22 protein-coding genes and 2 pseudogenes are annotated in these 24,905 nt (G+C 63.6%); 7 read left to right on the forward strand and 17 right to left on the reverse strand.

What is annotated here, in order from left to right:
* Positions 1–154: 154 nt before the first annotated feature.
* Entirely contained in the window at positions 155–943 is a 789-nt protein-coding gene (locus DIE12_RS20120) for a flavin reductase family protein (RefSeq protein WP_124523657.1), read from the forward strand.
* A 236-nt stretch (positions 944–1,179) separates the two neighbouring features.
* The gene (locus DIE12_RS20125; protein WP_185641035.1) at positions 1,180–1,920 is read left to right on the forward strand and encodes an enoyl-CoA hydratase-related protein; all 741 of its coding nucleotides are present in this window, start codon (positions 1,180–1,182) and stop codon (positions 1,918–1,920) included.
* A 139-nt stretch (positions 1,921–2,059) separates the two neighbouring features.
* Here the strand turns inward: DIE12_RS20125 and DIE12_RS20130 are convergent, their stop codons facing one another.
* Positions 2,060–2,386, reverse strand: a complete 327-nt coding sequence (locus DIE12_RS20130) for a DUF4148 domain-containing protein (RefSeq protein WP_185641036.1) — start codon at positions 2,384–2,386, stop codon at positions 2,060–2,062.
* A gap of 681 nt (positions 2,387–3,067) precedes the next feature.
* Between DIE12_RS20130 and DIE12_RS20140 the strand changes: the two genes are divergently transcribed.
* Positions 3,068–4,314, forward strand: a protein-coding gene (locus DIE12_RS20140) for an IS3 family transposase (RefSeq protein ID WP_260429032.1) whose coding sequence is annotated in 2 segments (ribosomal slippage) — positions 3,068–3,368 and positions 3,368–4,314 — 1,248 coding nt in all. Because the reading frame shifts where the segments join, the coding sequence is not laid out codon by codon here.
* 124 nt (positions 4,315–4,438) lie between these two features.
* Here DIE12_RS20140 and DIE12_RS20145 read toward each other — a convergent pair.
* The 8 genes from DIE12_RS20145 to dapA form a co-directional block, all read right to left on the reverse strand.
* A complete protein-coding gene (locus tag DIE12_RS20145; RefSeq protein WP_059853878.1) occupies positions 4,439–5,143 on the reverse strand; it encodes an SDR family NAD(P)-dependent oxidoreductase in 705 nt (234 codons plus the stop codon).
* 11 nt (positions 5,144–5,154) lie between these two features.
* The gene (locus DIE12_RS20150; RefSeq protein WP_062886107.1) at positions 5,155–5,961 is read right to left on the reverse strand and encodes a DeoR/GlpR family DNA-binding transcription regulator; all 807 of its coding nucleotides are present in this window, start codon (positions 5,959–5,961) and stop codon (positions 5,155–5,157) included.
* 104 nt (positions 5,962–6,065) lie between these two features.
* Positions 6,066–7,253, reverse strand: coding sequence for an exo-alpha-sialidase (locus DIE12_RS20155; RefSeq protein ID WP_124523885.1), 1,188 nt, complete (start codon positions 7,251–7,253; stop codon positions 6,066–6,068).
* 23 nt (positions 7,254–7,276) lie between these two features.
* The gene (locus tag DIE12_RS20160; RefSeq protein WP_062885868.1) at positions 7,277–8,695 is read right to left on the reverse strand and encodes a sodium:solute symporter family protein; all 1,419 of its coding nucleotides are present in this window, start codon (positions 8,693–8,695) and stop codon (positions 7,277–7,279) included.
* 110 nt (positions 8,696–8,805) lie between these two features.
* Positions 8,806–9,831 (reverse strand): 4-hydroxythreonine-4-phosphate dehydrogenase PdxA, encoded by a 1,026-nt coding sequence (gene pdxA, locus DIE12_RS20165; RefSeq protein ID WP_124523887.1) that lies wholly within the window; start codon positions 9,829–9,831, stop codon positions 8,806–8,808.
* An 11-nt stretch (positions 9,832–9,842) separates the two neighbouring features.
* A complete protein-coding gene (locus tag DIE12_RS20170) occupies positions 9,843–11,126 on the reverse strand; it encodes a four-carbon acid sugar kinase family protein (RefSeq protein WP_124523889.1) in 1,284 nt (427 codons plus the stop codon).
* Entirely contained in the window at positions 11,123–12,289 is a 1,167-nt protein-coding gene (locus DIE12_RS20175) for an iron-containing alcohol dehydrogenase (protein WP_124523891.1), read from the reverse strand. The genes DIE12_RS20170 and DIE12_RS20175 overlap by 4 nt, the downstream gene beginning before the upstream one ends.
* A 16-nt stretch (positions 12,290–12,305) precedes the next feature.
* Entirely contained in the window at positions 12,306–13,202 is an 897-nt protein-coding gene (dapA, locus tag DIE12_RS20180) for a 4-hydroxy-tetrahydrodipicolinate synthase (protein ID WP_124523893.1), read from the reverse strand.
* 161 nt (positions 13,203–13,363) lie between these two features.
* Here dapA and DIE12_RS20185 point away from each other — a divergent pair, with 161 nt between their 5' ends.
* A complete protein-coding gene (locus tag DIE12_RS20185; protein ID WP_124523895.1) occupies positions 13,364–13,600 on the forward strand; it encodes a hypothetical protein in 237 nt (78 codons plus the stop codon).
* Between the two features lie 650 nt (positions 13,601–14,250).
* Here DIE12_RS20185 and DIE12_RS20195 read toward each other — a convergent pair.
* The 4 genes from DIE12_RS20195 to DIE12_RS20210 all read right to left on the reverse strand — a co-directional run bounded on the left by DIE12_RS20195 (position 14,251) and on the right by DIE12_RS20210 (position 18,138).
* Positions 14,251–15,498, reverse strand: a complete 1,248-nt coding sequence (locus DIE12_RS20195) for a citrate/2-methylcitrate synthase (protein ID WP_124523897.1) — start codon at positions 15,496–15,498, stop codon at positions 14,251–14,253.
* Between the two features lie 60 nt (positions 15,499–15,558).
* Entirely contained in the window at positions 15,559–15,951 is a 393-nt protein-coding gene (locus DIE12_RS20200; protein WP_124523898.1) for a VOC family protein, read from the reverse strand.
* A gap of 47 nt (positions 15,952–15,998) precedes the next feature.
* The gene (locus DIE12_RS20205) at positions 15,999–17,285 is read right to left on the reverse strand and encodes an MFS transporter (RefSeq protein WP_062911590.1); all 1,287 of its coding nucleotides are present in this window, start codon (positions 17,283–17,285) and stop codon (positions 15,999–16,001) included.
* A 94-nt stretch (positions 17,286–17,379) separates the two neighbouring features.
* Positions 17,380–18,138 (reverse strand): SDR family oxidoreductase, encoded by a 759-nt coding sequence (locus DIE12_RS20210; protein WP_059542991.1) that lies wholly within the window; start codon positions 18,136–18,138, stop codon positions 17,380–17,382.
* A gap of 313 nt (positions 18,139–18,451) precedes the next feature.
* On the opposite strand from DIE12_RS20210, the gene DIE12_RS20215 reads away from it, so the two are divergent.
* On the forward strand, positions 18,452–19,414 hold the full coding sequence (locus tag DIE12_RS20215; RefSeq protein ID WP_059541777.1) for a D-glycerate dehydrogenase: 963 nt from the start codon (positions 18,452–18,454) through the stop codon (positions 19,412–19,414).
* 70 nt (positions 19,415–19,484) lie between these two features.
* Here the strand turns inward: DIE12_RS20215 and DIE12_RS38955 are convergent.
* The 4 genes and pseudogenes from DIE12_RS38955 to kdgD form a co-directional block, all read right to left on the reverse strand.
* A pseudogene (locus DIE12_RS38955) lies at positions 19,485–19,589 on the reverse strand (gamma carboxymuconolactone decarboxylase); the annotation flags it as partial.
* A gap of 317 nt (positions 19,590–19,906) precedes the next feature.
* Positions 19,907–20,283: pseudogene (locus tag DIE12_RS20225) on the reverse strand (ATP-binding protein); the annotation flags it as partial.
* 10 nt (positions 20,284–20,293) lie between these two features.
* Positions 20,294–21,646 carry an MFS transporter gene (locus tag DIE12_RS20230; RefSeq protein ID WP_059541780.1) on the reverse strand — a complete coding sequence of 451 codons (1,353 nt, stop codon included), beginning with the start codon at positions 21,644–21,646 and terminating at the stop codon, positions 20,294–20,296.
* 92 nt (positions 21,647–21,738) lie between these two features.
* The gene (gene kdgD / locus DIE12_RS20235) at positions 21,739–22,656 is read right to left on the reverse strand and encodes a 5-dehydro-4-deoxyglucarate dehydratase (protein WP_027791957.1); all 918 of its coding nucleotides are present in this window, start codon (positions 22,654–22,656) and stop codon (positions 21,739–21,741) included.
* A 207-nt stretch (positions 22,657–22,863) separates the two neighbouring features.
* Here kdgD and garD point away from each other — a divergent pair, with 207 nt between their 5' ends.
* Together garD and DIE12_RS20245 are read left to right on the forward strand one after the other, a co-directional pair.
* A complete protein-coding gene (garD, locus tag DIE12_RS20240) occupies positions 22,864–24,453 on the forward strand; it encodes a galactarate dehydratase (protein WP_124523900.1) in 1,590 nt (529 codons plus the stop codon).
* 128 nt (positions 24,454–24,581) lie between these two features.
* Positions 24,582–24,884 (forward strand): hypothetical protein, encoded by a 303-nt coding sequence (locus DIE12_RS20245; RefSeq protein ID WP_104767689.1) that lies wholly within the window; start codon positions 24,582–24,584, stop codon positions 24,882–24,884.
* The last annotated feature ends 21 nt before the right edge of the window (positions 24,885–24,905 follow it).

A 24,905-nucleotide genomic window follows, 5' to 3' on the forward strand; every position in this document is an offset into this window, starting at 1 on the left:
ACAGAACGCGAGTTTTTTGAATTGAGCCGGATCTTCCGGACCGCTTAGAATCGATTCAACAACAATCGCACTCGCGTCGTCGGTCTCCATAACGTGGATCGAAATGCGAGTGGCGGTTCGGTTAATCGATAAGCAAGCAATACGGAGACTTGCAATGCGTCTGCATATGACCAACAGTGGTGCGATTACGCTGATTGCGCCTTCGCACTTCCAGCAGTTCGAGATCCTGGTGGACGAGCAGCCGAGCGCGCTGCTGGATCGCGCGATCGCGCGAGTCGGCCAGCGTGCCGATGAAGAACACGTCTGGGTCAATCCCCAAGTCATTCGATTCCTGTCCGGCAAGGCGGGGGATGCGGACTGGGAAGCCGGTTTCGGCGCGATGGTGGGCTTCGCTCGGAAATACAACTGGGTCAACGAGGCCGGTCTGATTCGCGCACACATTGTGCGCAACGAGTGCTCGGGCGGCAGTTCGGTCGAGGACTTCAAGGCCGCGATGCGCATGCTCGCGGCCGGCGTGTCCGCGATCACGACCGGAGACGTCGCCAATCCGAGCGGGATGGTGGTCTCCAGCCTGACGGCGATTTCGGCCGAGCCGCCGCTGGTAGGCTTCTTCGTGCACCGCGACTCCTCGATGCTCGAGCCGTTGAGAACCCACGGCAAATTCGTCGCCAATATCCTGGGCCACTCTCACCAGGACGTCGTGACGAAATTCATGAAGGAGCCGCAGGGCTGCCCGCGCTTTGCCGGGGGGCAGTGGAACGCGGGACTGGACGGCCTGCCGATCCTGGTGGACGCACTGGCCAACGTCGAGTGCGACGTCATCCATACCACGACCCTCGGCACGCATGAGATGTTCGTCGGCAAGATCAGCAAGACGACCACCGGCGACGCAGGCTCGCCGATGGTGAACTTCAACGCGGGAATTCGTGCGCTGGCGCAGTAAGCGGAGGTCAGGATGCCGGCATACGAACTGACAGTCAACGCGGCGCGGCAATGGACGAACCCGATCTCCGCAGGTTCTCGGGCGGCGGCCGTACCTGCATCAGGGAGTCCGCGAGATTACGGAGTCGATCTGGCCGGCTATTGCGGGGACGACGTAACGGAACCGGTGATTTTCCAGGTGCAACGCAGCCGCGATTCATGAAGCGTTTTTTGTCTCAAGTTACCAGGATGCCGGCAGTGGATCTCCCCATTCTCTACGTTGTGTCCAAGGGTGTGGCTGAAATCGAAATCAACCGACGCGAGCGCAGGAATGCGCTCGACGACAACGCCTATACGATGCTTCGCGAGGCATTTTCCGATGCCGAAAACGACCCTGACATCCGCGTTCTTCTCATTCGCGGCCAGACCGATATGTTTACGGCCGGGAAAGATCTGAAGTCGGAATCCGTCGCCCATGAAGGGTATCGCCCGGTCTTGACCTTCATGGATACGGTAAATGCGCTGACTAAACCGCTGATCGCTGCTGTCGCGGGACCGGCAATGGGGATCGGGACGACGCTGCTGTATCACTGCGACGTCGTGTACGCGGCCTCCAATGCGATATTCGGCATGCCGTTTACCAAAATCGGCGTGAGTCCTGAATTCGGGTCGAGCCGACTGGCACCGATGACAGCCGGCTACCGGCTGGCCGCGGAAGCGATGCTGTTTGCCGAAGCATTCGACGCCGACCATGCGCTGCGCACCGGCCTCGTCAATCGCGTGCTCGCGCCTGAAAAGCTGTTCGCGTATGCCCGCGAACGCGCAGAGAAACTGGCGACGATGCCCGGCGCGGCGGTTGTCAAGACCAAGGCGCTGCTCAAGAACCACGCGTTTGCGGGCATGAACGCGTTGTTCAGATCCGAACTCTACGAATTCGAAACGCTGCTCGATTCGGCTGAATCGAAGGCGATCGTTGCCGGCTTCGGCACGAAGCATTAACGAAGCTTGTCAGCCGTCATCCGGTGCTACCGTCGAGACGGAACCCGGCGATGAACGACGCGCCGGACGACACGCCATCGTGCCGGCAATTCGCGTAGCGGTGTGTCGGTGAATGCCGGCTTATGGAGCGCATCGACGCTCAATAAGCTGACGGATTGGCCGTCGTGATCGTGCTTGCAATGTTGCAACGCCGTGCCCATTCAGCGTCGTTTCCGCCTTGGGCCTGCAGTTTTTGCTTGCAGGCCAGACGTCGTTGCGCTTCGATAAAATCGTTCGGGTAGAGCGCGTTGCCGGTGATCTCGGGACGATAGCCGACCGCATTCAGATCGATCACCTGCTGTCGGACTTCGGTGCGCGTCAGCGGTGGAGAGGCGTCCGCATGGTTGGGTGACGATTGCGCACACGTTACGGCGCTGGCGAGCAGCATGCCGACGCCAGCGAGCTTGATGCCGCGTTGCAGATTCATATCCCCTCCGTCGACGTGGGTCATGTTTGACAACGGGACTGCCGAAGGCTGTCTATGAAGCGTTGCGAAATCACGGATTAGGTCTGTTAACTGAGTATAGATCCCTATTCCCGATGGGCAAAGTGGGCGGATTCAACGGGTTGCTGTCTCCCCTTCGCCTGAAAGCCGAAGAGCGTCTCGGGCATTGGTTGTGTGGACTCGGAGCGGACGGCGGGACGCAAGACGCAAGACGCAAAATCGACGACTGACGCACGTACTATAACGAGACGCGCCCTCACGGCTCGCGATCGGGTTCGTGTCGAAATCGCTCGTGGACGTGAGGGCAGCTTCGTGCCGATCCTGATAGCGGTGTCAAGTCTATTTTGGTTCCGCGGCTACCCAGCCGCTACATCGCCGCGCCATAAAGATGATGCGCGTCGGTCAGTGCCTCCGCGACGAGTTCCAGGCCGTCCTAGCACTGTTCCCGATCCTGCGGCCCGCCGAGGCAGATGCGAATCGCCGCTGGCGGGTCGCCGTCCGTCGAAAATGCCGCGCTTGCCACGGCGGCGACGCTTCGACTCCGCAGATGCTGCGCCAGGTCCGGTGCGGTCCGTAGGCACTCGCGCGGAATCGGCAGCCAGAGATGTAATGACCCTGCCTCGATTCCACATACAGCAAGAAGTTTGATAACTTTTGGCCTGTATGGAGAAGAACATGGCAGAGAACGTGGTACCGAGACGGCAGTACACGAAGGAATTCAAGGTTGAGGCGGTGCGGCTCGCTGAGAGCGTCGGTCAGCATGAAGCCGCTCGCGGGCTGGGCGTGCCGGTGGCGACGCTGGGGAACTGGTGCCGTGATCAGCGCGATGGCAGTGCGCAGGCCGCAGCGGGGCCGGCGTCGAGTGCACCGAGCTCAAGTCGTCGTCCGGTCAGCGACCTGGAGGCCGAGAACAGCCGTCTGCGTAAGGAACTGGCCAGCGCAAAGCTGGATATTGAAATTCTTCGAAAGGCGACGGCGTACTTCGCGAAGGGGTCGCGGTGAGGTACGCCTGGATTGACGCACATCGCGACCAGTACAGCGTAAGTCGGCTTTGCCGGGTTCTGGGTGTGTCGCGCAGCGGCTATTGCCAGTGGCGCGGCAGGGAGCCAAGTCGGCGGACACTGGCCAATGCCAAGTTGGACGCTGAGGTCGCCGCAATTCATCGTGCCAGCCGCGGCAGCTATGGCCGTCCTCGAATCGTGCGGCAGTTGCGTGCCCAGGGCCGTCCGGTGAGCGCCGAACGCGTGCGTCGCAGCCTGCAACGCCAGGGACTACGTCCGGTCTACAAGCGCCCGTATCGGGTGACGACGGATTCGACGCATCGCTTGCCGGTGGCGCCGAATCTGTTGGATCGGCGTTTCGACGGCTGGCGGCCCAATCAAGCCTGGGTAAGCGACATCACGTTCGTGAGGACCGGCGAGGGCTGGTTGTATCTGGCGGCGATCCTGGATCTGGCGAGCCGACGCATCGTCGGCTGGTCGATGTCCGAGCGGATCAACGCGGATCTAGTCTGCCAGGCGTTGCGCAGCGCGTGCTGGCAACGCAAACCGCCACCGGGATTGTTGCTGCACTCCGATCGCGGAGCCCAATACGCCAGTCGCGCATACCGGAAATTGACCGCCGCGTTCAAGATAAACGTGTCAATGAGCCGCCGCGCCAACGCCTGGGATAACGCCCCGATGGGGAGCTTCTTCAAGACGCTGAAGGTCGAAAGAATCTACCAGGCTCACTACGAGACGCGTGCCCACGCCCGCTTGGATAGCGTCGATTGGATCGAGGGCTATTACAATCGGCAACGTCTGCATACCTCGATCGACTTCCTTACCCCCGTCGACTACGAGGCTGGCTTGACGCCGCATAAGATGCTGTACGTGAAAACGAGGCAGGGTCAATTGCGGCTGCTTTCCTGATCCGGCCGAATGCTCCCGGGCAAGTCAGCGGTTTGCTTGGGAGAGCCGATGCGACCGGACATCGACGGCCTGGATGTCACATCTTCAGCGATGTTGCGTGGGTTTTCGGCGGCGCCGCGCCACGTTAAAGCGATGCGCCGCCGCACATGACGATCTGCTGCCCGGTGATCGCGCTCGCGTCCGCGCTTAGCAGGAAGGCGGTCAGCGCGGCGACTTCGTCGGGCGTGATGAAGCGCCCGATTGGCGGCAGCTTCGGCGGTGTGGCCGCGCGCGCCGGATCGCGCAGGAACGGCGTGTCGGTCGCGCCGGGCGCGACGACGTTCACGGTGATCCCGCTCGGCGCGAGTTCCGCAGCCCACGATCGCGCGAGGCCGACCAGCGCGGATTTGGTCGCCGCATACTGGCTGCGCGTGGCCGCGCCGCTCGCGGTGCGGCTGCCCAGCAGCACGATGCGTCCGCCGGCCGGCATTCGCGGCACCAGGCGATCGGCAAGAAACGTCGCGGCTTCGACGTGCAGGCGCCACATCGCCGCGCCGTCGTCGTGCGACAGCCGGCCGAGCGGCGCGGTGCGCATGAAGCCGGCCGCATGCACGAGCGCGTGGACGGCGCCCAGCGCGTCGCACACGGGCGTGAGCGCCGCGAGGTCGGTGACGTCGACCGGCACGATCGTCAGCGAATCGTGCGTCGTTTCGACGTGCGACCGGCACAGTCCGGTGACGCGCCAGCCGTCGGCGAGCAGACGCTCGACGATCGCGCGGCCGATCCCCGACGACGCGCCGGTGACGACGGCATGACGTGAATCCGAACCCGGCTGCTCCCGTTGCGCCACGATTTCTCCTGTTACGTTTGAACCTGCGGTGAACCGACGGATGCCGTCGTCGCGTTCGTGCTGACTGCATGAACCGTGATCCGAGCCTGCTCATGAAACGGTTCGAGCTGCTCGTGCTGCGCGCCGTCATCCGTCACGAGCGTCCAGTCGCGCTCGAGCGGCGTCCAGTGCTGCTGGCTCGCGCGCCCGAGCTTGTCGGCGGTCACGAGCACGAACACCTCGGCGGCCTGCCGGATCACGCATTCCTTCAGATACGACTGCTCGCTGCTTGCCTCGCACAGTCCGAGCTCGGCGACCACGCCGTCGGCGCCGAGGAATGCCTTGTCGACGCTGAGCCGGCTCAGCGCGATCTGCGCGAGCGGTCCGAGCGTGCTCATGCTGGACGAGCGCACGTCGCCGCCGATCACCGTCACGCGCACGCCCGACGACACGAGCGGGCTCACGACGAGCAGGTTGTTGGTGACCACGTGAACGGTCGTCCGGCCGGCGAGACGCCGCGCGAGTGCCGCCGTCGTGGTGCCGCCGTCGAGGAACACGGTGTCGCCGTCCTCGACGAACGAACTCGCCGCGCGCGCGATTGCTTCCTTCTGCTCCTGCGAACTGACGCGCCGCTCCTCGAGCGACGGTTCCGGCTCGTGGCCGCCGACCGCGGCCGCACCGCCGTACGTGCGCAGGATGCGGCGGTCGCTCGCCAGCGCACGCAGGTCGCGGCGCACGGTCGCCTCGGACATCCCGAAGTGCTCGCACAACGTCGCAACATCCGTCATGCCGCCGAGCACGGCCTGCAGCATCGCCTCCCGGCGCCTGGTTACTTTCATGTGCGTGATTTCCTGGTCTGATCGCATCGGCGCGCGATCGCGCGCATCTCGATCGACAAGTTTATCGAATTGCCGCACCGGCCGGCCAGTTGCCGCGGCGAGCGTCATCGGCCGCGAACCCACGCTTCGTCGACGCGCACGTACTTGATCTTCTGACGGAACCACGTGAACGCGATGTGCAATGCGCCGTCCTGCGACTGCACGATCGACGGATACGAGTATTCGCGGTTGCGCTGGTCCGCCGAGTTGTTCGTCATGCAGTACCCGTCACCGATCTCGAGGTTGCGGCGGCGCCGCCACGTCCTGCCGCCGTCCTCCGAGATGGCCAGCGACATCGGCGCACGCGGCGCGCCCCAGAACGCGGTGCCGCGTGCGGACGCCTTCTGGTCGCGCAGCTCGCCGCTGTTCTCCGAATCCTCGATGTCGTCGTACAGCGACGCACGGCGCTCCGTGCTGTGCGACGCGTCGCTTTCGTTGAACACGAGCGCGAGATGGCCGTTCTGCAGTACCGTGAACTGGATCGACGAGTTGTTGTTCGGCACGTCGGTGCGTTCGGGCGCGCTCCACGTGCGGCCGTCCGTCGAGCGGCTCGCGTAGACGAAGTCGGCCCAGCGGCTGCGGTAGAGGGCGAGCAGCGATCCATCGTGCAGCACGTGAACGTTCATGTGCACGCACCCGACGCTGTCCGGCACCTCGTGCAGCGTCCACGTGTCGCCCTGGTCGTCGGACACCATGACCGCGCTGACGTCGTCGTTGCCGACCCAGCGCTCGCCGGGCTCCGTGCGGCACAGGAAGATCGGGCAAATCCACGTGCCGCTGTCGAGCGCGACGATCGGCTGGCGCACGAACGTCCCCGGCCGGTCGAACAGCGTGTCGACGGGGCCCCACGTGAGGCCGCCGTCCGCCGACACGCGGCGGCGCACGATCGCGGTGTTCTGATGGCCGGACAACTGCGCGGTATAGATCAGCCACAGGCGGCCATCGGGCGCGGTGAACAGCACCGGGTTCTGTTCGGAGCGGGTCGGGTCGTCCGACAGCTTGCGCGGCGCCGACCATTCGTTCGTCCCGGCCGCAAGCCGCGACAGGTAGATCGACACGTCAGGAATGCCTTCCTGCGTCCCGCCGAACCACACGCACAGAAGGTCGCCGTTGTCGAGGCAGTGCAGATTGGCCGCGTGGTTCTGCACGCAGGCGGTGGGCAGAAACGCTTCTTGCCGTTCCGCGTCGGCATAGGCCGTGTGAACGCAATGATCCGGCGCGGCACTCGCCGCTTCAACGAGGTGGGTGCTCATGAAATCTCTCTGGGTGGGCGACGTCAGTGCGATTCGCGATGGGTGAGCGGCTTGTCGTGAAGGTTCGCGCCATCGCCATGAAACAGCAGCTTGCCGATCACCAGTACGATGGCCGGCGTCACGAGCGCGACGTACATGTTGTCGATGCCGAACGGGTTGCCGAGCAGGTACCACAACGTCGTCGCGAGCGTTGCCACGATCAGGGCCGACACGGCGCCGCGCTTGCCGCTGAAGAACGGCAGATAGATGCCGATCAGCGCGACGACCGACACGGACAGCCGCAACGCGCGGCTGAAGAACGAAAGCGCGAGGATCTGCGGGACGAACAGCACGAAGATCAGCGGCAGGAAGCCGACGATCAGCGAGATCCAGCGCGTCATTCTCAGTTCGACGTCGGGCGTCGGATTGAAACGCGGTACATAGAAGTCCTTCACGATCAGCGACGCGATCGCGAGCGCGACGGTACACACGCTGACGAAGATCGATGCAACAAGCGACGTCGTGACGATGCCGGCCAGGATAGGGTTCATGTGCTGCAGGAACACCGGCAGTGCGTACAGGCTCTTGACGCCGGGATACAGGTACTTGGCCGCGACGCCGATGAAGCCGAGCGCGAGTGCGATCGGTACGCACAGGAACGCGGCGATAAGCGACGACGCGCGCGCACCCTCGGGGCTGCGGGTGGCCGAGATCGCCTGGATGATGAACTGCGTCGAGAAAATCGCGCCGGCCGTGCCGATGATCCATGCGCCGATCGTGCCGCCCGACAACGCGCCGGTCCACGTGAAGTAGTGTGCGGGCATGCTCTGCGCCATCGGCGCGATGCCACCCGACAGCTTCCACGCAACGCCGACCAGGATGGCGATGCCGAGCAGCTTCACGGCGCTGTGCACGACCGTCAGGTACGCGACGCTCTTGAGGCCGCCCCACACGAAATAGATGGTGCTGACGATCGCGGTGATGACGGCGGCCGTCGGGAGGTTGATGCGCATGACCGTCGAGATCGCCGCCGCACCGCTCACGTAGTTGCCGACGTTCACGACGAACAGCGCGTAGATCATGATCGCGGAGACCGCGAGTTTCGCGCCGTGTCCGTATCGCTGCGCGATGAATCCGGAAATGGTGAACTCACCGGATGCATACAGGCGCTTGGCCATGAACAGGCCGAAGAGCAGGAAGCCGATGGCGGCCGCGAGCACCGACCACGACGCGGCGATGCCGGCCGAAAATGCCTCCTGCGACGTACCGACGGTCGATTTCGCGCCGATGAATTCCGACATCAGCAGGATCGCAACCACCAGCGCGGGCATCGAACGCCCGGCCACCATGAACTGCTCGGAATTGCGGCTGCGCAGGCGAATGCTGATCAAGCTGGTTATCACGATGTAGACGACAACCATCCCGATGATGGTGGCTGTGTCCCAATAACTGAAGGTGGCCATCGCTTGTCTCCACGTTACCTTCGGTTGATATGCGTTCGATGCGTCGGGCGATCCGGCATGTGCCTGCCGGTATCGCCCGACGGTGATGCGTGTCGTTGCGTACGGGTCGCTTACGCGGCGCTGGCGACCGGCGACGGCTCGTTGCGTCGCGTCGCGAGATCCACGGCCTGGCGGAACGCTTCCAGCAGGCTGCGTTCGTCGGCAATGCCCTTGCCGGCGATGTCGAACGCGGTGCCGTGATCGACGGACGTGCGGATCACGGGCAGGCCGACCGTCACGTTCACGCCGGCTTCGAGGCCCATCACCTTCACCGGCCCGTGTCCCTGGTCGTGATACATCGCGACGACCACGTCGAAATCGCCACGGCCCGCGCGGAAGAACAGCGTGTCGGCCGGCAGCGGGCCTTCGACGTCCCAGCCGCGCGCCTGCAGGACTTCGACCGCAGGCACGATCTTCTCTTCCTCCTCGCCGTAGCCGAACAGGCCGTTCTCGCCGGCATGCGGATTGATCCCGCAGACGCCGATGCGCGGATTCGCGATGCCGGCGCGCACCAGCGTGTCGTGTGCGCGTTCGATCGTGCGTCGCACGAGGCCCGGCTCGATCTTGCGGATCGCATCGAGCAGACCCATGTGCGTCGTCACGTGGATCACGCGAAGATTGGGCGCGACGAGCATCATCGACACCTCGTCGATGCCGGTCAGATGCGCGAGCATTTCGGTGTGGCCGGGGAAGATATGGCCGCCGGCATGCAGCGCTTCCTTGTTCAGCGGCGCGGTGCAGATCGCGTCGAGCTCGCCGTTCGACGTCAATTCGACGGTGCGCGCGATGTATTGATACGCGGCGTCTCCGGCGATCGGCGACAGCTTTCCATAAGGCAGGTCGGCCGGAATCAGTGCGAGGTCGATGCAATCGACGACGCCTACGCGGAACGCGCCTTCGGACGGCCGGCCGATCGCGCGCACCTCGAGATCGACACCGGCCCGGCGGCCGGCATCGCGCAGGCGCGCGGCGTCGCCGACGACCACGGGGCGGCACTGCTCGTACACGGACGCATGGGCGAGGCTCTTCATGATGATTTCCGGTCCGACGCCGGCCGCGTCGCCCATGGTGATGCCGATGATGGGACGGTTGTCCATGGCAATTCCCTTCACAGATTGGTTTGAGCCGTATCGGCCGGTTTGCCTGCGTTCGCAAGCCGGCGCCAGGCGTGATAGATCGAATCGGGGCGGCCGAAACCGCCGGCCTTAGTCACGACGGGCAGTGTGTCGCCGTGCAATCGGCATTCGAGAAGCGGCATGCCGTCCTCGATTTCATCGACGACGTGCAGCGCGCTCGCGCCGGCCGCGGTGAGCAGCGCGCGCGCCGTTTCGCCGCCGGTCGCGATGATGCCGCCGGCGTGGCGCACGACCGGCGCGAGCAACGCGGCGAGACGCGTGCAGAACAGCAGCCCGTCGTTCACGTCGCCGCGCTGTGCCTGGCTCAGCGACACGACGACATGCCTGCCGCGACGCAGCGCGTCGCCGACCACGGCCGTGACGTCGCTTTGCGGGTCGTCCAGCGCGGAGACCGCGACTTCGAACGCAACGAGATGCGTGCCGGCGTGCGCGTTGAGACAGTCCAGCTGCGCATGCGAGATGCTCGACATGCTGCCCACCACCGTCAGCACGGGCCGTTGCGGATACGAATGCGGATCGCCGGCCGCCGGGCTGCTCACGCTGCGCGGCAGGTCCAGTGCGTCGATGACGGCGGGCGCCAGGCCGGCCGAGCCGACCCAGAACACGTGGTCGAGCGTTGCCGATGCGCGCGCGATGCGTTGCAGATCGTCGTCGGATTCCGCGTCGCACACGACCGCTTGCACTCCTTCGGACTGCAGCTCGTGCAGACGTGCGGCGAGCGCGTCCGCATCGCCGCGCACCGTTCCGATCGCCGCGTATGCGACACGCAGATGCTCGGCGGACAGCAATGCAACGAGGTCTGCCTTGCCCGGGATGTTGTCGTTGCGCCAGTATTCACTCGCTTCCACCGGCACGCCACGCACCCATTGGCGCCCGTCCACGGTCGTGCGTCCGGAATCCGGGTAGGCCGGGCACACGATCGCCATGCCGATGCCTGATGCCAGCGCGGCGACTTCCGCCGTGAAATTGCCGCGCAGCGTCGAGTCCACTTTCTTGTAGATGCGCGTGCCGGCGCCTGACAGCGACGCCACGGCATCGACGGTGCGCCGGGCGGCCACGTACTTCGGCGCGCGGCGCGAGTCCACGTCGATCGACAGGATGTCGACGCCGTGCGGCGGCGTCGCCGCGTGGGCGGTGTCGAGCACGACCATTGCCGTCAGGCCGTGACGCAACCCGGCGACCGCGCAGTCGGCCGCACCGGACAGGTCGTCGGCGACGATCAGGAGCCGTGCCGCGGGCTGTGCGGGCGCGTTCACGGCAGCAGGCGCCGGTAGATGGACTTCATGTCGTCGAGCGTCAGCGCCTTCGGGTTGTTGCCGAGCAGGCGCTTGACCTTCGATGCGGCGACCGCGAGCGCGTCGAGATGTTCTTCCGACACGCCGAACTTGCGCAGGTCCTGCGGAATGTCGACGGCCGCGGTCCATTCCTCCATCTTGTCGATCAGCTTGCGTGCCGCGTCGGCATTCGTATCGGCTTTCGCCACGAGATCGAGGGCGCGCGCTACGTTCGACAGCCGGCCTTCGATCGCATCGAGATTGAACGCCATCACATGCGGCAGCAGCATCGCGTTCGCGACGCCGTGCGTGACGTTGAACATCCCGCCGAGCGGGTATGCGAGCGCGTGCACGGCTGCGGTGCCGGCCGCGGTGAGCGCGAGGCCGCCATACATCGAGCCGAGCATCATCCCTTCGCGCGCTTTCAGCGACTGGCCGTTTTCATAGGCTTCGACGATGTTGGCGCCGATCAGCCGCATCGACTCCATCGCATACATGTCGCTGATCGGGTTCGCCTTCGTCGAAATGTACGATTCGAGCGCGTGCACGAATGCGTCCATGCCGGTCGCGGCCGTGATCGGTTTCGGCAGGCCGAGCGTCAGCTCTGCATCGAGAATGACGATTTGCGGCAGCAGGTGACGGCTGACGATGCCGACCTTCAACGATTCGTCGGGCAGCGTCACGATCGCGTTCGGCGTGACCTCAGAGCCGGTACCGGCCGTCGTCGGCACCAGGATCATCGGCACGCCGGGGCGCTTAATCAGGTCGATGCCGAGCCAGTTCCGCAGCGGCTCGTCGTTGGTCAGACGGACTGCGAACAGTTTCGCCGCATCGAGCACGCTGCCGCCGCCGATCGACAGGATCGCCTGCGGCGCGAACGGCGCGATCTGCTCGTTGAACACCGTCTCGACGTTGCCGATCGTCGGTTCCGGCTCGACGCCGCGAATGATACGCACGTCGACGTCCTTCGCGTTGAGCGATTCGATCACGCGATCGACGATGCCGAGCGCTTCCATCGACGGTTGCGTGATCAGCGCGATCCGCTCGACCGGCGTATCGAGCAGAGCGAGCTTGTCGGGCAGCGTGGCGAGGCTGCCGGCGCCGTGGACGATGTGCTTGACTGTCTGAAAGTGGTGAGTCGTCATGTTGGGAACTGTTGTTTCAGCGGCCGCGCGCGGCGTCGCGGTAGAGGGAAAGCGCTTGCGCGAGGCGCTCGCGGGCGTGCTCGTCGAGCGGCTGCGCAGGCGAGCGCGCGGGGCCGGCCGGCATTCCGAGCATCTGCGCGGCGGTTTTCAGCACGACGGGCATCGTGCCCAGTGCGAACGCATCGCGCAGCGCGCGCAGCGATTCCTGCGCGGCGCGTGCGCCGGCGATATCGCCCGCGTGGAACTTGTTCCAGATCGACATCACGACATCCGGGACGGCGTTCGTCGTCGCGGCGACCGCGCCGTCGCCGCCGGCGATCAGCGTCCACAGGATCATCGAATCGGTGCCCGTGAACACCGCGAAGTCGTCGCGCCGCAGGTTAATCAGTTGCAGCAAACGGTCGAAGTCGCCGCCGCTGTCCTTGATGCCGCGGATGTTCGGAATCTCCGCAAGACGGCGCACCGTATCGACGGTCAGCGTGATGCCCGCTTTCGCCGGAATCGTGTACAGCATCACGGGCAGCGCCGTCGCGTCGGCGATCTTCTTGTAGTGCGCGTAGAGCTCCGGCTGCGTCGCGCCGTTGAAATACGGCGTGATCACGGACACCGCGTCGACGCCGGCATCGGCCATCTTCCGGTTCAGGTCGATCACGTCACGCGTTGCATACGCGCCGGTGCCCGCGATGACGGGCACGCGCGAACGTGCCTGCCTGACCGCGATCCGCGCGATGCGCAGCTTCTCTTCTTCATTCATCGCGATGAATTCGCCATTGGTACCGAGCACGAACAGCCCATGCACGCCGGCCTCGATTAGCCGCTCGATCAGCTCGCGCAGGCCGTCTTCATCGACGTTCTCGTCCGCTGTCATCGGCGTAATCAGCGCGGGAACGATTCCCTTGAGCGAAATTGACATGCTTGCTCCATCGCAACTGGGACGGCGGCGGAATCGCCATCTCCATGGGGTGTGTCGACATCAGCGGACGCTGTGCACCGGCGGTCAGGATTGCGCCGCTGGATATGTCCTCCGACGCTATCCGGACGCATAGAAATCCCGGCCGATATCGGTGAATTGACTTGCTCGTTTCAATCAATATATTGATCGATGTGTGCATTGTAGCCTGTTTTGTGATCGGCGCGATCAATGAAAACCCTGATGTGACCAAATCAGTCATTTCTGTCATTGAGACGCGCTGCCGGTTCAGCGCTGGTCCACCCGTGCTGGGCAGTGGCTCGATGGTGGGCCAGCAGGGCGGCCAGCGGCGGATGTTGACGTGCTTGGAAAAGCAGGGCACTTCGCAGCGGGTGTCGTGAATACGGCATCGACCCCATGTATCGTTCAGTCGGGCTGCCGCATTTTGGCGGGCACATTGAGCGCTTGAACCGCAACTTGATGGAGCGCGTCCGGGGCCTGCCGGGAGCGACTGGTCATCCCACAGAGGGCCGCAAAAGGGGGCAGTCCGAAAAGACGGCGTGTTGTTGACGCCTCGAGAATTCGAGCGACGGCTCGCGGTTGAGATTGGGAGACGCTACCATCACGCTCCGCATCGTGGGTTGCTCGAAGGAGCGCCGGCCGACACGCGGAAGACGCTCGCGTGTAACCCCGACTCTCGCCTGCTGCCACCGTCGACGGATGCTGAGCTAAGGTTCTTGATTCGATCTTTACTTGTCGCGCGAAGGAAAGTCACTGCCAGCAACGGTTCACCGCCTGGCATTCGGATGTGATGGAGGTGAGCAAGCGCTACGCCATCAAGGCGTCGGTGAGTGGCAATACGTAGTCGGACTTCGGTGCGGTGATTGGTGCAGGGGACGAGTTCTGACGCGCGCCGAGCAGCACAGAATGACGGGAAAGCTGCGGGCATGCTGTGACAACCGGCGCTTTTGACGTGTCTGGCGCGAGGTTGGCGCGCGTACTCCCGCCGCTTCGTTTGGCGTGAAGACAAGTATCGCTGTCGTCACGCATGTTACTCGACCACTTTGAACACGCGGTTCTTCGCGATTAAGCCGGCTTTCGCCTGTTTGCCGTCGTCGTCAGCGGCGGGCCGCAGATGCCGATCGTCGAGCGTCGGCCCCGTATAGCGGCTGCGCGGCCGGATCACCTTGCCGACGCGCAGCTGTTCGATGCAGTGTGCGAGCAGTCCGACGCTGCGCGCGATCGAGAACAGCCCGAACGCCGCATCGCGCGGCAACTGAAGCTGCACCGACAGCATCGCCAGCGCGACATCGATGGTCGGCCGCTGGCCGGTGAGCGTCGTGACCTTGTCGACGAAGTGCGCGAGTTCCGTCGGCGGATCGAGCCGCGCAAGCAGCGCGGCCGCGCGCGGATCGCCGTCGGGGTAAAGATGATGGCCGAAACCGGGAATCGGGATTGCGGACTTCAGGTGATGATCGACGACGCGCTCGGCACCCAATCGTTGCACATCGTCGAACACTGCGCGCACGCGTCCCGACGCGTCGCCGTGCAGCGGTCCCGACAACGTCGCGAGCCCCGTCAGCAGGCAGCCCGCGAGCGACGCGCCGGTCGATGCGGTGATGCGCGCGGCGAATGCCGAACTCGTGATCTCATGATCGGCGACCAGCACCATCGCGCGGCGCAGCAGGTCTGCGCCATGGCTGTCGAGGCCCCAGCCGGCCGCGAGCCGCTGATGGGTGTGAAGCGGGCTTGCGCCGGCGTCGTCGTGCGCGCCGAACGCGCGCGACACGATCGCAACGAGCTGCCCGGCCTCGATGTGCAGCGCGCTGTCGAGCCGGCCGAGCGTCGAATGGCCAAACGCGGCCAGCGTCGCGAGCATCGTGAACGCACATTGCCGGTCACGCTCGCCGGGCGGCAGCACGATCACCGGCGCGTCGAACGACACCGGCGCGGTGGCCTGCCAGAGCAGCGAAGCCGTTTCCTCGAGCGTCGCGGTATCTGCGAGTTCAATGCTGTCGCGGCCGCGATACCATGCGCGACCCTTAGAGAACGTGGTGATGCCGCTGTAAATGCACGGCTCGGCGCCAAAGATCGTGCTGGCCGCGAGCGCCGCTCGCTTGCGGCCGACCTGCTTCTTGCGGCACAGCGCGACCACATCCTCGGCCCGATACAGGCTCTTGCGCGGATCGTCGGGATCCTGCATCACGGCAATGCTGCCGCGGCTGGCGTACGCGTAGACGGTCTGCGCCCGCACGCCGAGCCGCCGCGCCGCTTCCGTCAGGGTGATCCAGTTCTGCATGGGGAGTCGTGATGAGGATGCGGCCGGTTCGCGGCCGCTTGCGCCGACTATAGACCGGGTTCAGTTGAATGTCATCTCGGCCGGGCGCCGTTCGAGCACCTCGACGAGGATGTCGCCGGGCGCGCGCACGAAACAGCCGCGCACGCCGGGGCGGATCCGCGTGACGGGCTGGACGATCTCCGCGCCGTTTTCGACCAGATGCGCGTAAGCCGCATCCAGATCCTCGACCAGCACGCCCAAGTGGTCGATCCCTTGCATGCGCGTGCCGTCCGGCACGATCGCCGGACGCGCGTCCGGCAGCGCCGTGATGAAGAGGTTGATTGCCCCGATCCGCAGGTCGACGCGGCCGGGGCGCCGCACGATTTCGGCGTTCAGGCAGCGCGCGAACCACGCGGCGGTGGCCTCGGCATCAGCCGAGCAGAGTTGCAGGTGATCCCATTTGAATTCGATCATGGTCGTGTGCGGTACGTGCAGTGGAGCGTAAAAGGGGGCGAACCGGGTCAGAGCTCGATACGCGACAGCTTGCCGAGCAGCACCGAGTACGACAGCGTGCCGAGGAGGCAGATCGCACCCATCAGGTTCAGCGCCCAGAAAAAGTTGCCGGTGTGCTGCGCCACGTAGCCGATCATCAGCGGCGTGGTGACAGCTGCGATATTTGCTGCGAGGCTCGTGATGCTGCTGGTGAGCCCGACATAGCGTTTCGGCGCGATCTCGGACACCGCCGCCCACGACATCGAGCCGATTCCCTGTGCGAAGAACGCGACGGTCAGGATCGCGATCACCAGCGTGTTCGACTGCACGAAATTGACGAGCACGATCGATGCGCCGAGGAAGGTGCCGATCACGAGGGGCGCCTTGCGCGACGACGACATTGATACGCCGCGCCGGATGCAGAGATCGGACAAATAGCCCGCGATAAGGATCCCGAGCGTCGCGCCGATGAACGGCATCGCCTGGAAGAAACCGACCTTGATCATCGACATGTGCCGTTCCTCGACAAGGTAGGTCATGAACCAGGTCGTGAAGAACACCAGCAGCGTGTTGTTGCAGAACTTGCCGAGACAGATCGCGAGGATCTGCCGATAGCCCAGCAGTCGCAGCGCCATGCGCCAGTCGAACCGGTCGCGCGCCGTCACTACCGGCTGCCCTTCGGTGATGTACTGCAGCTCGGCCGCGTTGACGCGTGGATGGCGCGACGGATCGCGATAGAGCCGGTACCAGACGACGCTGAACAGAATGCCGAACGCGCCGGTCGCGAAGAACACGGCGCGCCAGCCGAATGCCGACGAGATCCACAGCAATAGCCCGGTGAAGAGCGGCGTGCCGATGTACTGACCCATCACGTACACGCTCGTCGCGAAGCCGCGCTCCTGGACCGGGAACCACATCGTCACCGCGCGCGCGTTCGACGGAAACGCGGGCGCTTCGAGCGCGCCCATCGCTAGCCGAGAGCCGAGCAGCATGTGGTAGCCATGCGCGAGCCCTTGCGTCAGCGTGGCCAGCGACCAACCGACGAGCGATAGCGCATACGCGACGCGCGAGCCGAGCAGGTCGGCGAGAGCGCCAGCCGGCAGCAGCGCGATCGAGTAGGCGAGGCCGAACACGGCGAACAGCTCGCCCATCTGCACGCGGGTAAGCGCGAGATCCTTCGACAACGCCGGCGCGACGATACCGAGCGCCGAGCGATCGACGTAGTTGAGGACGGTGGCCACCAGCAGCATCGACAGCACGCCGTAGCGCACCCGCGATCGCCTGGCGGCGCCTGCGTGCGCGTCGAACTCGCGCATGACCGAAACCTGTTCTTCAGCGGTTTTCAATGTCGTCTCCTGTTTTGTGATGGTTGTGCTGGTGAACCTGTCGTGTGCGCCGGCGCGCGTCCGGTCAGCCGCGTCCGACGAAGGGCATTGCGCTTGCCATGATCGTCATGTTCAGAATGTTCGCTTCGAGCGGCAGGCTCGCCATCTGCACGATCGCGCTCGCGACATGCACGACGTCGACGCGCGGCTCGGGCGCGATGCGGCCGTCAGCCTGCAGCACGCCGCTGTCCATGCGCTCCGTGAGCGAGGTCGCGGCGTTGCCGATATCGATCTGGCCGCAGGCGATGTTGAACGGTCGACCGTCGAGGGCAAGCGAACGCGTGATGCCGAGGACCGCGTGCTTCGTGGCCGTGTACGCGATCGTGTTCGGGCGCGGCGTGTGCGCGGAGATCGAACCGTTGTTGATGATGCGGCCGCCTTGCGGCGTCTGGCGCTTCATCTGGCGCCACGCGGCGCGGGCGCACAGGAACACGCCGGTCAGGTTGGTGGCGACCACGTCGTTCCAGAACTCAAGCGAATAATCGTCGAGCGGCACGGCGCCCGCGTTGCGGCCCGCGTTGTTGAACAGCACGTCGAGGCGGCCGAAGTCATGCGCAATCCGCGTGAAGCTCGCATCGACCGATGCCTCGTCGGAAACGTCGGTCGGAATGACCGCGGCCACGCCGCCTGCCCGCTCGACGATCTCCTGCGTCGCGAGTAGTGGATCAATGCGCCGGCCGAGCAGCGCGACGCTGAAACCGGCTTGCGCGAGCGCTACCGCCGCTGCCTGTCCGATTCCGGTGCCGGCGCCCGTCACTGCCGCGATTCTTTTCTCTGCCTGCATTTTCACGCCCTCGTCTTCAGTCCGTTGAACATGCAAAAAGCATTGCGCGGCGACGATTTCGCAGCAATCTTGATTCTTTCAATCAACATCAACCGCCCCGTCCCGACGGGCTGGCGTCAGGGTTTTCCTGAGCTCGCGACTGCGCCGTTCGCGCGCCGGCACGGCATCGCGTATAGCAGAGGACATGATCGGAATCGGTCGATTATCCGGTCGCTCAATGCCGCGCGGACATGTTGATCGAACCAATCAATATTGACCTGCGCCGACTGCGCTTCGTAGGCTGTGTTCCGTTTTCCGACCCAAGGACGAGACCATGCCTGACAACAATCGCACCCGCCTGTTGGTTGCGCGACGCGTTCCCGCCGCAGTCGCCGCACGCGCAGAATCCGAATTCAACGCGTATGTAACGGACGCCGACATGGACGCGTCGTCCGTCGTCGAGTTCTGCAATCGCTACGAGACGCCGGCGGTGCTGATCGGCAAGAAATCCGGGCTGCAGGCCGAGCACATCGCAGCATTGCCACCGAGCGTGAAGATCATCGCGAACGCGAGCGCCGGGTACGACCACATGGACGTCGCCGCCGCACGCGCACGCGGAATCGCGGTCAGCAACGCCCCCGATGCGCTGACCGACTGCACGGCCGATTTCACGATGCTGCTGGTGCTGGCCGCGTGCCGGCGTGCATCGGAGTACGAGCGTATCGTGCGCGCGGGGTGGGGAAAGTCGTTCGGCATGACCGACATGCTCGGCACGCGCGTGAACGGCAAGACGCTCGGAATCGTCGGTTTCGGGCGGATCGGCCGTGCGGTCGCGCAGCGCGCGCGCGGCTTCGGGATGAAGATCGTCTATACCGACCGACGTCCCGCACCGCCCGAGATCGAGGCCGGCGCGCGCTATTGCGCGGATCTCGACACGCTGCTCCCGCAGTGCGACATCCTCACGCTGCACGTGCCCGGCGGCGGCACGCCGTTGATGACCCGCCGCGAATTCGGCTTACTGCGCGACGGTGCCGTGTTCGTGAATGCGGCACGCGGCAGTCTCGTCGACGAGGATGCGCTGTACGACGCGTTGACCTCGCATCGGCTGTTCGCCGCGGGGCTCGACGTTTACCGGAACGAACCCAACATCGATCCGCGCTTTGCCGCGCTCGACAATGTGTTTCTGTCGCCGCACATGGCGAGCGCGACCGTCGAGACGCGCGACCAGATGGGGTTTACCGCGCTCGACAACGTCGCGGCGGTGCTTGACGGGAAGGGGGCGCCGAACGCGCTGTGATGCCGGCGGGCGCGAGCGCTCGCCCATGCCGGGGTGTCCGATGACGGAACCCCCGGCTTCAACCGCGTCGTTACTTCAACACCCCCTCCGCCACCAGCACCTCATGCGCGGCCTTGAACGCGCTGAGACGATGCGGAATACCCGAATAGGCGGTCGCATGCAGCAGGGTCGTTTTTGTTACGTCCAGGGGGGTGACGACGGACGCCCTAACGTCGAGTTGCGATAGGGCTTCCGCCTTGGTCTCGCGCTGATGCGCCAAACCATGCCGCCGCTCGGGCCTGTCAGGAATTTTGTGTTTAAGGCATAACATGCTCCCAAGGAGAGTTTATGCCTCGCAAACTGAAAGCCCAGCCGGCGGCTCTGCCGGCGATTCCGGCCGAGTTGCTCGAGCAGTTCGGCAACGGTCCGATGACGGCCGAAGCCATCAACGCCGCGACGCTGGCGTGTTGATTTCCACTGAACTTTGACCCACCCCGAGACAGCGTAGTACATCTATTCCGGTGTGGATAACTCCTCACTGCCTGCTGCTTTGCTGCTCTCTTTCTGGTTGCCTTCGCCTTGGCAGGACTGGACTTGAAGCGCCAGGATTCATTGCCTGTTTCGACGATGTGGCAGTGATGGGTGACGCGGTCCCGCAGCGCCGTCGTCATCTTTGCGTCCCCGAACACGGTCACCCACTCACCGAAGCTGAGGTTGGTGGTGATCGCGACACTCGTGTGTTCATACAGCTTCGAGAGCAAGTGGAACAGCAATGCGCCACCGGTTTGGCTGAACGGCAGGTAGCCCAGTTCGTCGAGGATCACCAGGTCGACGTACATTAGCTTATGGGCGATCTCGCCTTGTTTGCCGATGGACTTCTCCTGCTCCAGTAACTTTGGACTAGTCGTGACTAAGCTCTACGCGCTTGATCTCTTTAACGATGACGAGATAACAGAACACTGTAATCAGCGCATTGGCACCTACAAAAGCCAGGGCGCCGTTAAACGAGCCACCAGACTGTGCGACGAGATACCCGATCACAATGGGGGTGACGATACCGGCAACGTTGCCAAACATGTTGAAGATCGATCCAGACAGGCCAATCGCTTCCTTGGGTGAGGTGTCTGCGACCACAGCCCATCCAAGTGCACCCAGACCCTTCCCGAAGAAGGCAAGCGACATAAGGGCAACGACGACCCAATCGGTATTGACGTAGTTGCATCCGACGATGCAGCACGACAGCAGCATGCCGCCAACGATCGGCGTCTTTCGTGCGACGGTGAGCGAGCGACCATGTCGTATAAGTGTGTCCGACAACACGCCACCGAGAACGCCGCCACCGAACCCGCAGATGGCCGGCAGGGAAGCGATGAGCCCTGCCTGGAGGATAGTCATGTGCCGGGCCTGAACGAGGTAGATCGGAAACCACGTCAGGAAGAAATAGGTAAGCACGTTAATGCAGAATTGTGCGAGATACACGCCGAGCAGCATGCGATTGCCCAGCAGTTGCCGCACAACGCCCCAGCCACCGCGATGACTGCGCGAACCGGCGTCGGCTAGTTTTCGGCCGTGAATGAGGCCACCGCCCTGGTCAATATACTCGAGCTCCGGTTTATTGACGCCCGGATGGTTCACCGGGTTTTTCATGACCTTGAGCCACGTTATTGCCAGCAGCAGTCCGGCAAAGCCCATGACGACGTAGACGTAATGCCAGCCGAAGGCGTGGGTAATCCACGCCATCAGCGGAGTAAACACGACAGCTGCGAAATATTGCGCCGAATTGAAGATAGCGGAGGCAGTACCGCGTTCCTTTGTAGGAAACCAGCTCGCTACGACCTTGGCATTTGCAGGGAACGCCGGCGCCTCAGCGGCCCCCATGACAAAGCGCAACATGAATAGCGTGGTTACCGCTGCTGCGGCGCTCCCTGCCAGGCCGATCGAGCTTTGAAGCAATGTAAAGAGAGACCAGAGGAAGATGCTCGCGGCATACACTCGGCGTGCTCCGAAGCGATCGAGCAGCCAGCCGGCTGGAATCTGACAGAGAACATAGGCCCAGCTAAATGCGGAAAAGATGTATCCCATCTTGACCGCATCGAAGCCGAACTCTCCCCGCATTGCAGATCCGGTGACCGACAAGGTCGCGCGATCTGCGTAGTTCAATGTCGTGATGACAAAAATAAGGGCCAGAATGACGTAGCGGACCTTCGTACGCTTGAGTGCGTCCGCGGGATTTGCCGTGCGGCTCATTTCCATGACGATCTTCCTCTGTTTAAAGCGAGCGGGGTGCCTGTGTCGCTGTTGGGCATAACTGCGCGGCTAGCCCCGCCTGTCTCCTCGTGGCGTGCTTACTGCGCGCCGAGCTTTTTGATCAAAGCGTCGAGCTGGCTCAGTTCTTCGTCGTTGAGGTCCGTGAGCGGAGCGCGAACCGGGCCGGCATCGTGGCCAACGAGCTTTGCGCCCGCCTTGACGATGCTGACTGCGTAACCCGCACGGCGATTACGGATTGCGAGGTAAGGAAGGAAGAAGTCGTCAATCAGCTTTCCAATCGTTGCGTGATCGTCCGATGCGATTGCACGATAGAAGTCCATGGCGGTCTTCGGAATAAAGTTGAAGACGGCGGACGAGTAGACCGGAACGCCGAGGGCCTTATACGCGGCTGCATAAACTTCAGCCGTCGGCAGGCCGCCGAGATAGGAAAACCGCTCACCCAGGCGGCGACGGATCGTCACCATGTTTTCGATGTCGCCGACACCGTCCTTAAACCCGATCAGATTCGGACAGCGATCGGCGAGGCGCTCGAGCATGTCAGCGTTCAGCTTCGAATTGGCCCGGTTATAGATGATCACGCCCAGATTGGGCACTGCCTTGCACACTTCCTCAGCATGCGCTGCGATCCCGTCGAGCGAGGCCTCCGTCAGGTAATGCGGCATCAGGAGGATGCCCTGCGCGCCATTGCGCTCCGCTTCTTTCGCGTACTCGATGGCAACGCGCGTCGGACCACCCGCCCCTGCGAGGATTGGCACCTTGCCCTTGCAGACTTCGGTCGCCGTACGGACGACGGCTGTGTAGTCATCGCGCGTAAGTGAGAAGAATTCGCCCGTGCCGCCCGCTACGAACAGTGCCGTTGCGCCGTAAGGCGCGAGCCAGTCGAGGCGGCTTGCGTACGTATCGGCGCGGAAATTGCCCTGTTGGTCAAAGTCCGTGACCGGGAAGGAGAGGAGGCCGTCGGAGACGATTTGCTTGAGTTCTTGCGGAGTGGTCATGATGGGGCGTTCCAAGAAATTCGGTTCGGTTTCGGTTACTTCTTATATGTTATCGTACAACTAGGCTTTCGGCTGAGCAACGGGAGATGGCGGTTTTCAGAGATTTCCCAGGGTAAATAGGTATCCAAAAAGAGGTTGTACGTTGTATGATGACGTAAAACTAAGCAGGGTCATTGGGCGAACCTCGCCGCTCAGAGGAAGATGCAAATGGAACAGACACCGCTTTATATTCGCGTGCACCCCAATGACAACGTCGCGATCGTTGTCAATGACGGGGGACTGGGGGAGGGAGCGACTTTCCCAGATGGTCTGGCACTTCGCGAACGGGTGCCGCAAGGCCACAAGGTCGCGCTGAAGGATTTCGCTGAGGGCGATGAGGTCGTCCGGTACAACGTTGTAATCGGGTATGCGAGCCAGGCGCTGCCCAAGGGAAGCTGGGTGAACGAGCACGTCATTCGGATTCCAACCCCTCCCGGCCTCGACGATCTTCCGATCGCGACCATCAAGGCGCCGGTTATGCCGCCTCTGGAGGGTTACACGTTCGAGGGCTACCGCAATAGCGACGGTTCGGTCGGTACACGCAACATTCTTGCGATTACTACGACTGTTCAGTGTGTTGCAGACGTCGTTCAGCATGCCGTGACCCGGATCAAGAGCGAGCTGTTGCCGAAATATCCGAACGTCGATGACGTGGTCAGCCTCGGGCACACATATGGATGCGGGGTTGCGATTGACGCTCCCGATGCAATGGTGCCGATCCGTACAGTACGCAACATCGCGCTCAATCCGAACTTCGGCGGAGAAGTCATGATGGTGAGCCTTGGTTGCGAGAAACTGCAGCCCGAGCGTCTGATGCCTCCCGGGACGATTCCTATTGCGACTGTTACGGAAGCGGATGACGTCGCGGACGTCGGTGACCTGCCTTCGGACGTGAATGGTGACGTCGTGGTGCTGCAGGACGACGCCCATGTCGGTTTTGACTCAATGATCGAATCGATCATTCGGATGGCTGAAGGTCACCTGATCCGGCTGAATAGCCGGCGCCGGGAAACCTGTCCGGCTTCAGACCTGGTATTGGGCGTTCAGTGCGGTGGCAGCGATGCCTTTTCTGGCCTGACCGCAAACCCGGCAGTTGGTTTCGCCACCGATCTTCTCGTGCGCGCGGGTGCCACGGTCATGTTCTCGGAGGTGACCGAGGTGCGCGATGGTGTCGGTCAGCTCACAGGGCGCGCCGCTAATCCCGAAGTTGCCGCTGCGATCATTCGGGAGATGGACTGGTACGACAACTATCTGAAGCGCGGCGGAGCGGATCGTAGCGCCAACACGACGCCGGGGAACAAGAAGGGCGGGCTGTCGAACATTGTCGAAAAGGCGATGGGCTCGATCATCAAGTCCGGCAATTCGCAGATATCTGGCGTACTCGCGCCGGGCGAAAAGGTCAGGCAAAAAGGGCTGATCTACGCTGCGACACCCGCGAGCGATTTTATTTGCGGCACGTTGCAGGTGGCAGCCGGGATCAATCTGCACGTTTTCACAACAGGCCGGGGTACGCCGTATAGCCTCGCCGAGGTTCCCGTCGTCAAGGTCGCAACCCGTTCGGACCTGGCACGTCGCTGGCACGACCTGATGGACGTGAACGCAGGCACGATCGCGACCGGTACTGCAACGATCGAAGATGTGGGCTGGGAGTTGTTCAAGCTGCTGCTCGACGTCGCGAGCGGACGCAAACAGACGTGCGCTGAAAAACTGAAGCTCCATAACGCTCTGGTTCTCTTCAATCCTGCGCCGGTGACCTGATCGCCGCTCGCTGCGCTGTTGTTGGACATCGCCGGCAACGTACCGGCCGATAAAAACCAATGAGATATGGACAGGCGACTCGCGCCTGGACCGGCTAGCCTTTCGTAGACATCTTCGAGCCATAATTTATGGCAACCGAGGAGGTCGATATGAGCGGCAAGCGGTACACGGATGAGTTCAAGATCGAAGCAGTCGAGCAAGTCACCCTGCCCCTGCCTCGTTGCCACGTACAGCATGTCATGCAGCAGCGCGTAGGGTTGCGTCAGCGTCTGGCCTCAGGGCTCGTCGTCCAACTTTTGGTCGCGTTCAGTCATTGCAGGCATGGCCGATTGACTGGTGGCGCGCGGCAACAGGCGACCGGAGAATCGTTGGAAGGCTGCCTGCTGAACGTCGTCCGGGGGCCGGCCCGGCCCCCGGGTACTTCCGCGTGAGATCCACGTGCGCGGTTCCGT

It is taken from the genome of Burkholderia sp. Bp9015, from assembly GCF_003853505.1.
Classification (GTDB): domain Bacteria; phylum Pseudomonadota; class Gammaproteobacteria; order Burkholderiales; family Burkholderiaceae; genus Burkholderia.

Excerpts from the sequence above, each read along its gene's own strand:
- DIE12_RS20245 (WP_104767689.1), top strand. The coding sequence starts at position 24,582 with ATGGCAACCGAGGAGGTCGATATGAGCGGCAAGCGGTACACGGATGAG.
- DIE12_RS20205 (WP_062911590.1), bottom strand. The coding sequence starts at position 17,285 with ATGCGCGAGTTCGACGCGCACGCAGGCGCCGCCAGGCGATCGCGGGTG.
- DIE12_RS20215 (WP_059541777.1), top strand. The coding sequence starts at position 18,452 with ATGCCTGACAACAATCGCACCCGCCTGTTGGTTGCGCGACGCGTTCCC.
- DIE12_RS20160 (WP_062885868.1), bottom strand. The coding sequence starts at position 8,695 with ATGGCCACCTTCAGTTATTGGGACACAGCCACCATCATCGGGATGGTT.
- DIE12_RS20200 (WP_124523898.1), bottom strand. The coding sequence starts at position 15,951 with ATGATCGAATTCAAATGGGATCACCTGCAACTCTGCTCGGCTGATGCC.
- DIE12_RS20195 (WP_124523897.1), bottom strand. The coding sequence starts at position 15,498 with ATGCAGAACTGGATCACCCTGACGGAAGCGGCGCGGCGGCTCGGCGTG.
- DIE12_RS20130 (WP_185641036.1), bottom strand. The coding sequence starts at position 2,386 with ATGAATCTGCAACGCGGCATCAAGCTCGCTGGCGTCGGCATGCTGCTC.
- kdgD (WP_027791957.1), bottom strand. The coding sequence starts at position 22,656 with ATGACCACTCCGCAAGAACTCAAGCAAATCGTCTCCGACGGCCTCCTC.
- DIE12_RS20120 (WP_124523657.1), top strand. The coding sequence starts at position 155 with ATGCGTCTGCATATGACCAACAGTGGTGCGATTACGCTGATTGCGCCT.
- garD (WP_124523900.1), top strand. The coding sequence starts at position 22,864 with ATGGAACAGACACCGCTTTATATTCGCGTGCACCCCAATGACAACGTC.
- DIE12_RS20155 (WP_124523885.1), bottom strand. The coding sequence starts at position 7,253 with ATGAGCACCCACCTCGTTGAAGCGGCGAGTGCCGCGCCGGATCATTGC.
- DIE12_RS20175 (WP_124523891.1), bottom strand. The coding sequence starts at position 12,289 with ATGACGACTCACCACTTTCAGACAGTCAAGCACATCGTCCACGGCGCC.
- DIE12_RS20150 (WP_062886107.1), bottom strand. The coding sequence starts at position 5,961 with ATGAAAGTAACCAGGCGCCGGGAGGCGATGCTGCAGGCCGTGCTCGGC.
- DIE12_RS20210 (WP_059542991.1), bottom strand. The coding sequence starts at position 18,138 with ATGCAGGCAGAGAAAAGAATCGCGGCAGTGACGGGCGCCGGCACCGGA.
- DIE12_RS20230 (WP_059541780.1), bottom strand. The coding sequence starts at position 21,646 with ATGGAAATGAGCCGCACGGCAAATCCCGCGGACGCACTCAAGCGTACG.
- dapA (WP_124523893.1), bottom strand. The coding sequence starts at position 13,202 with ATGTCAATTTCGCTCAAGGGAATCGTTCCCGCGCTGATTACGCCGATG.
- pdxA (WP_124523887.1), bottom strand. The coding sequence starts at position 9,831 with ATGGACAACCGTCCCATCATCGGCATCACCATGGGCGACGCGGCCGGC.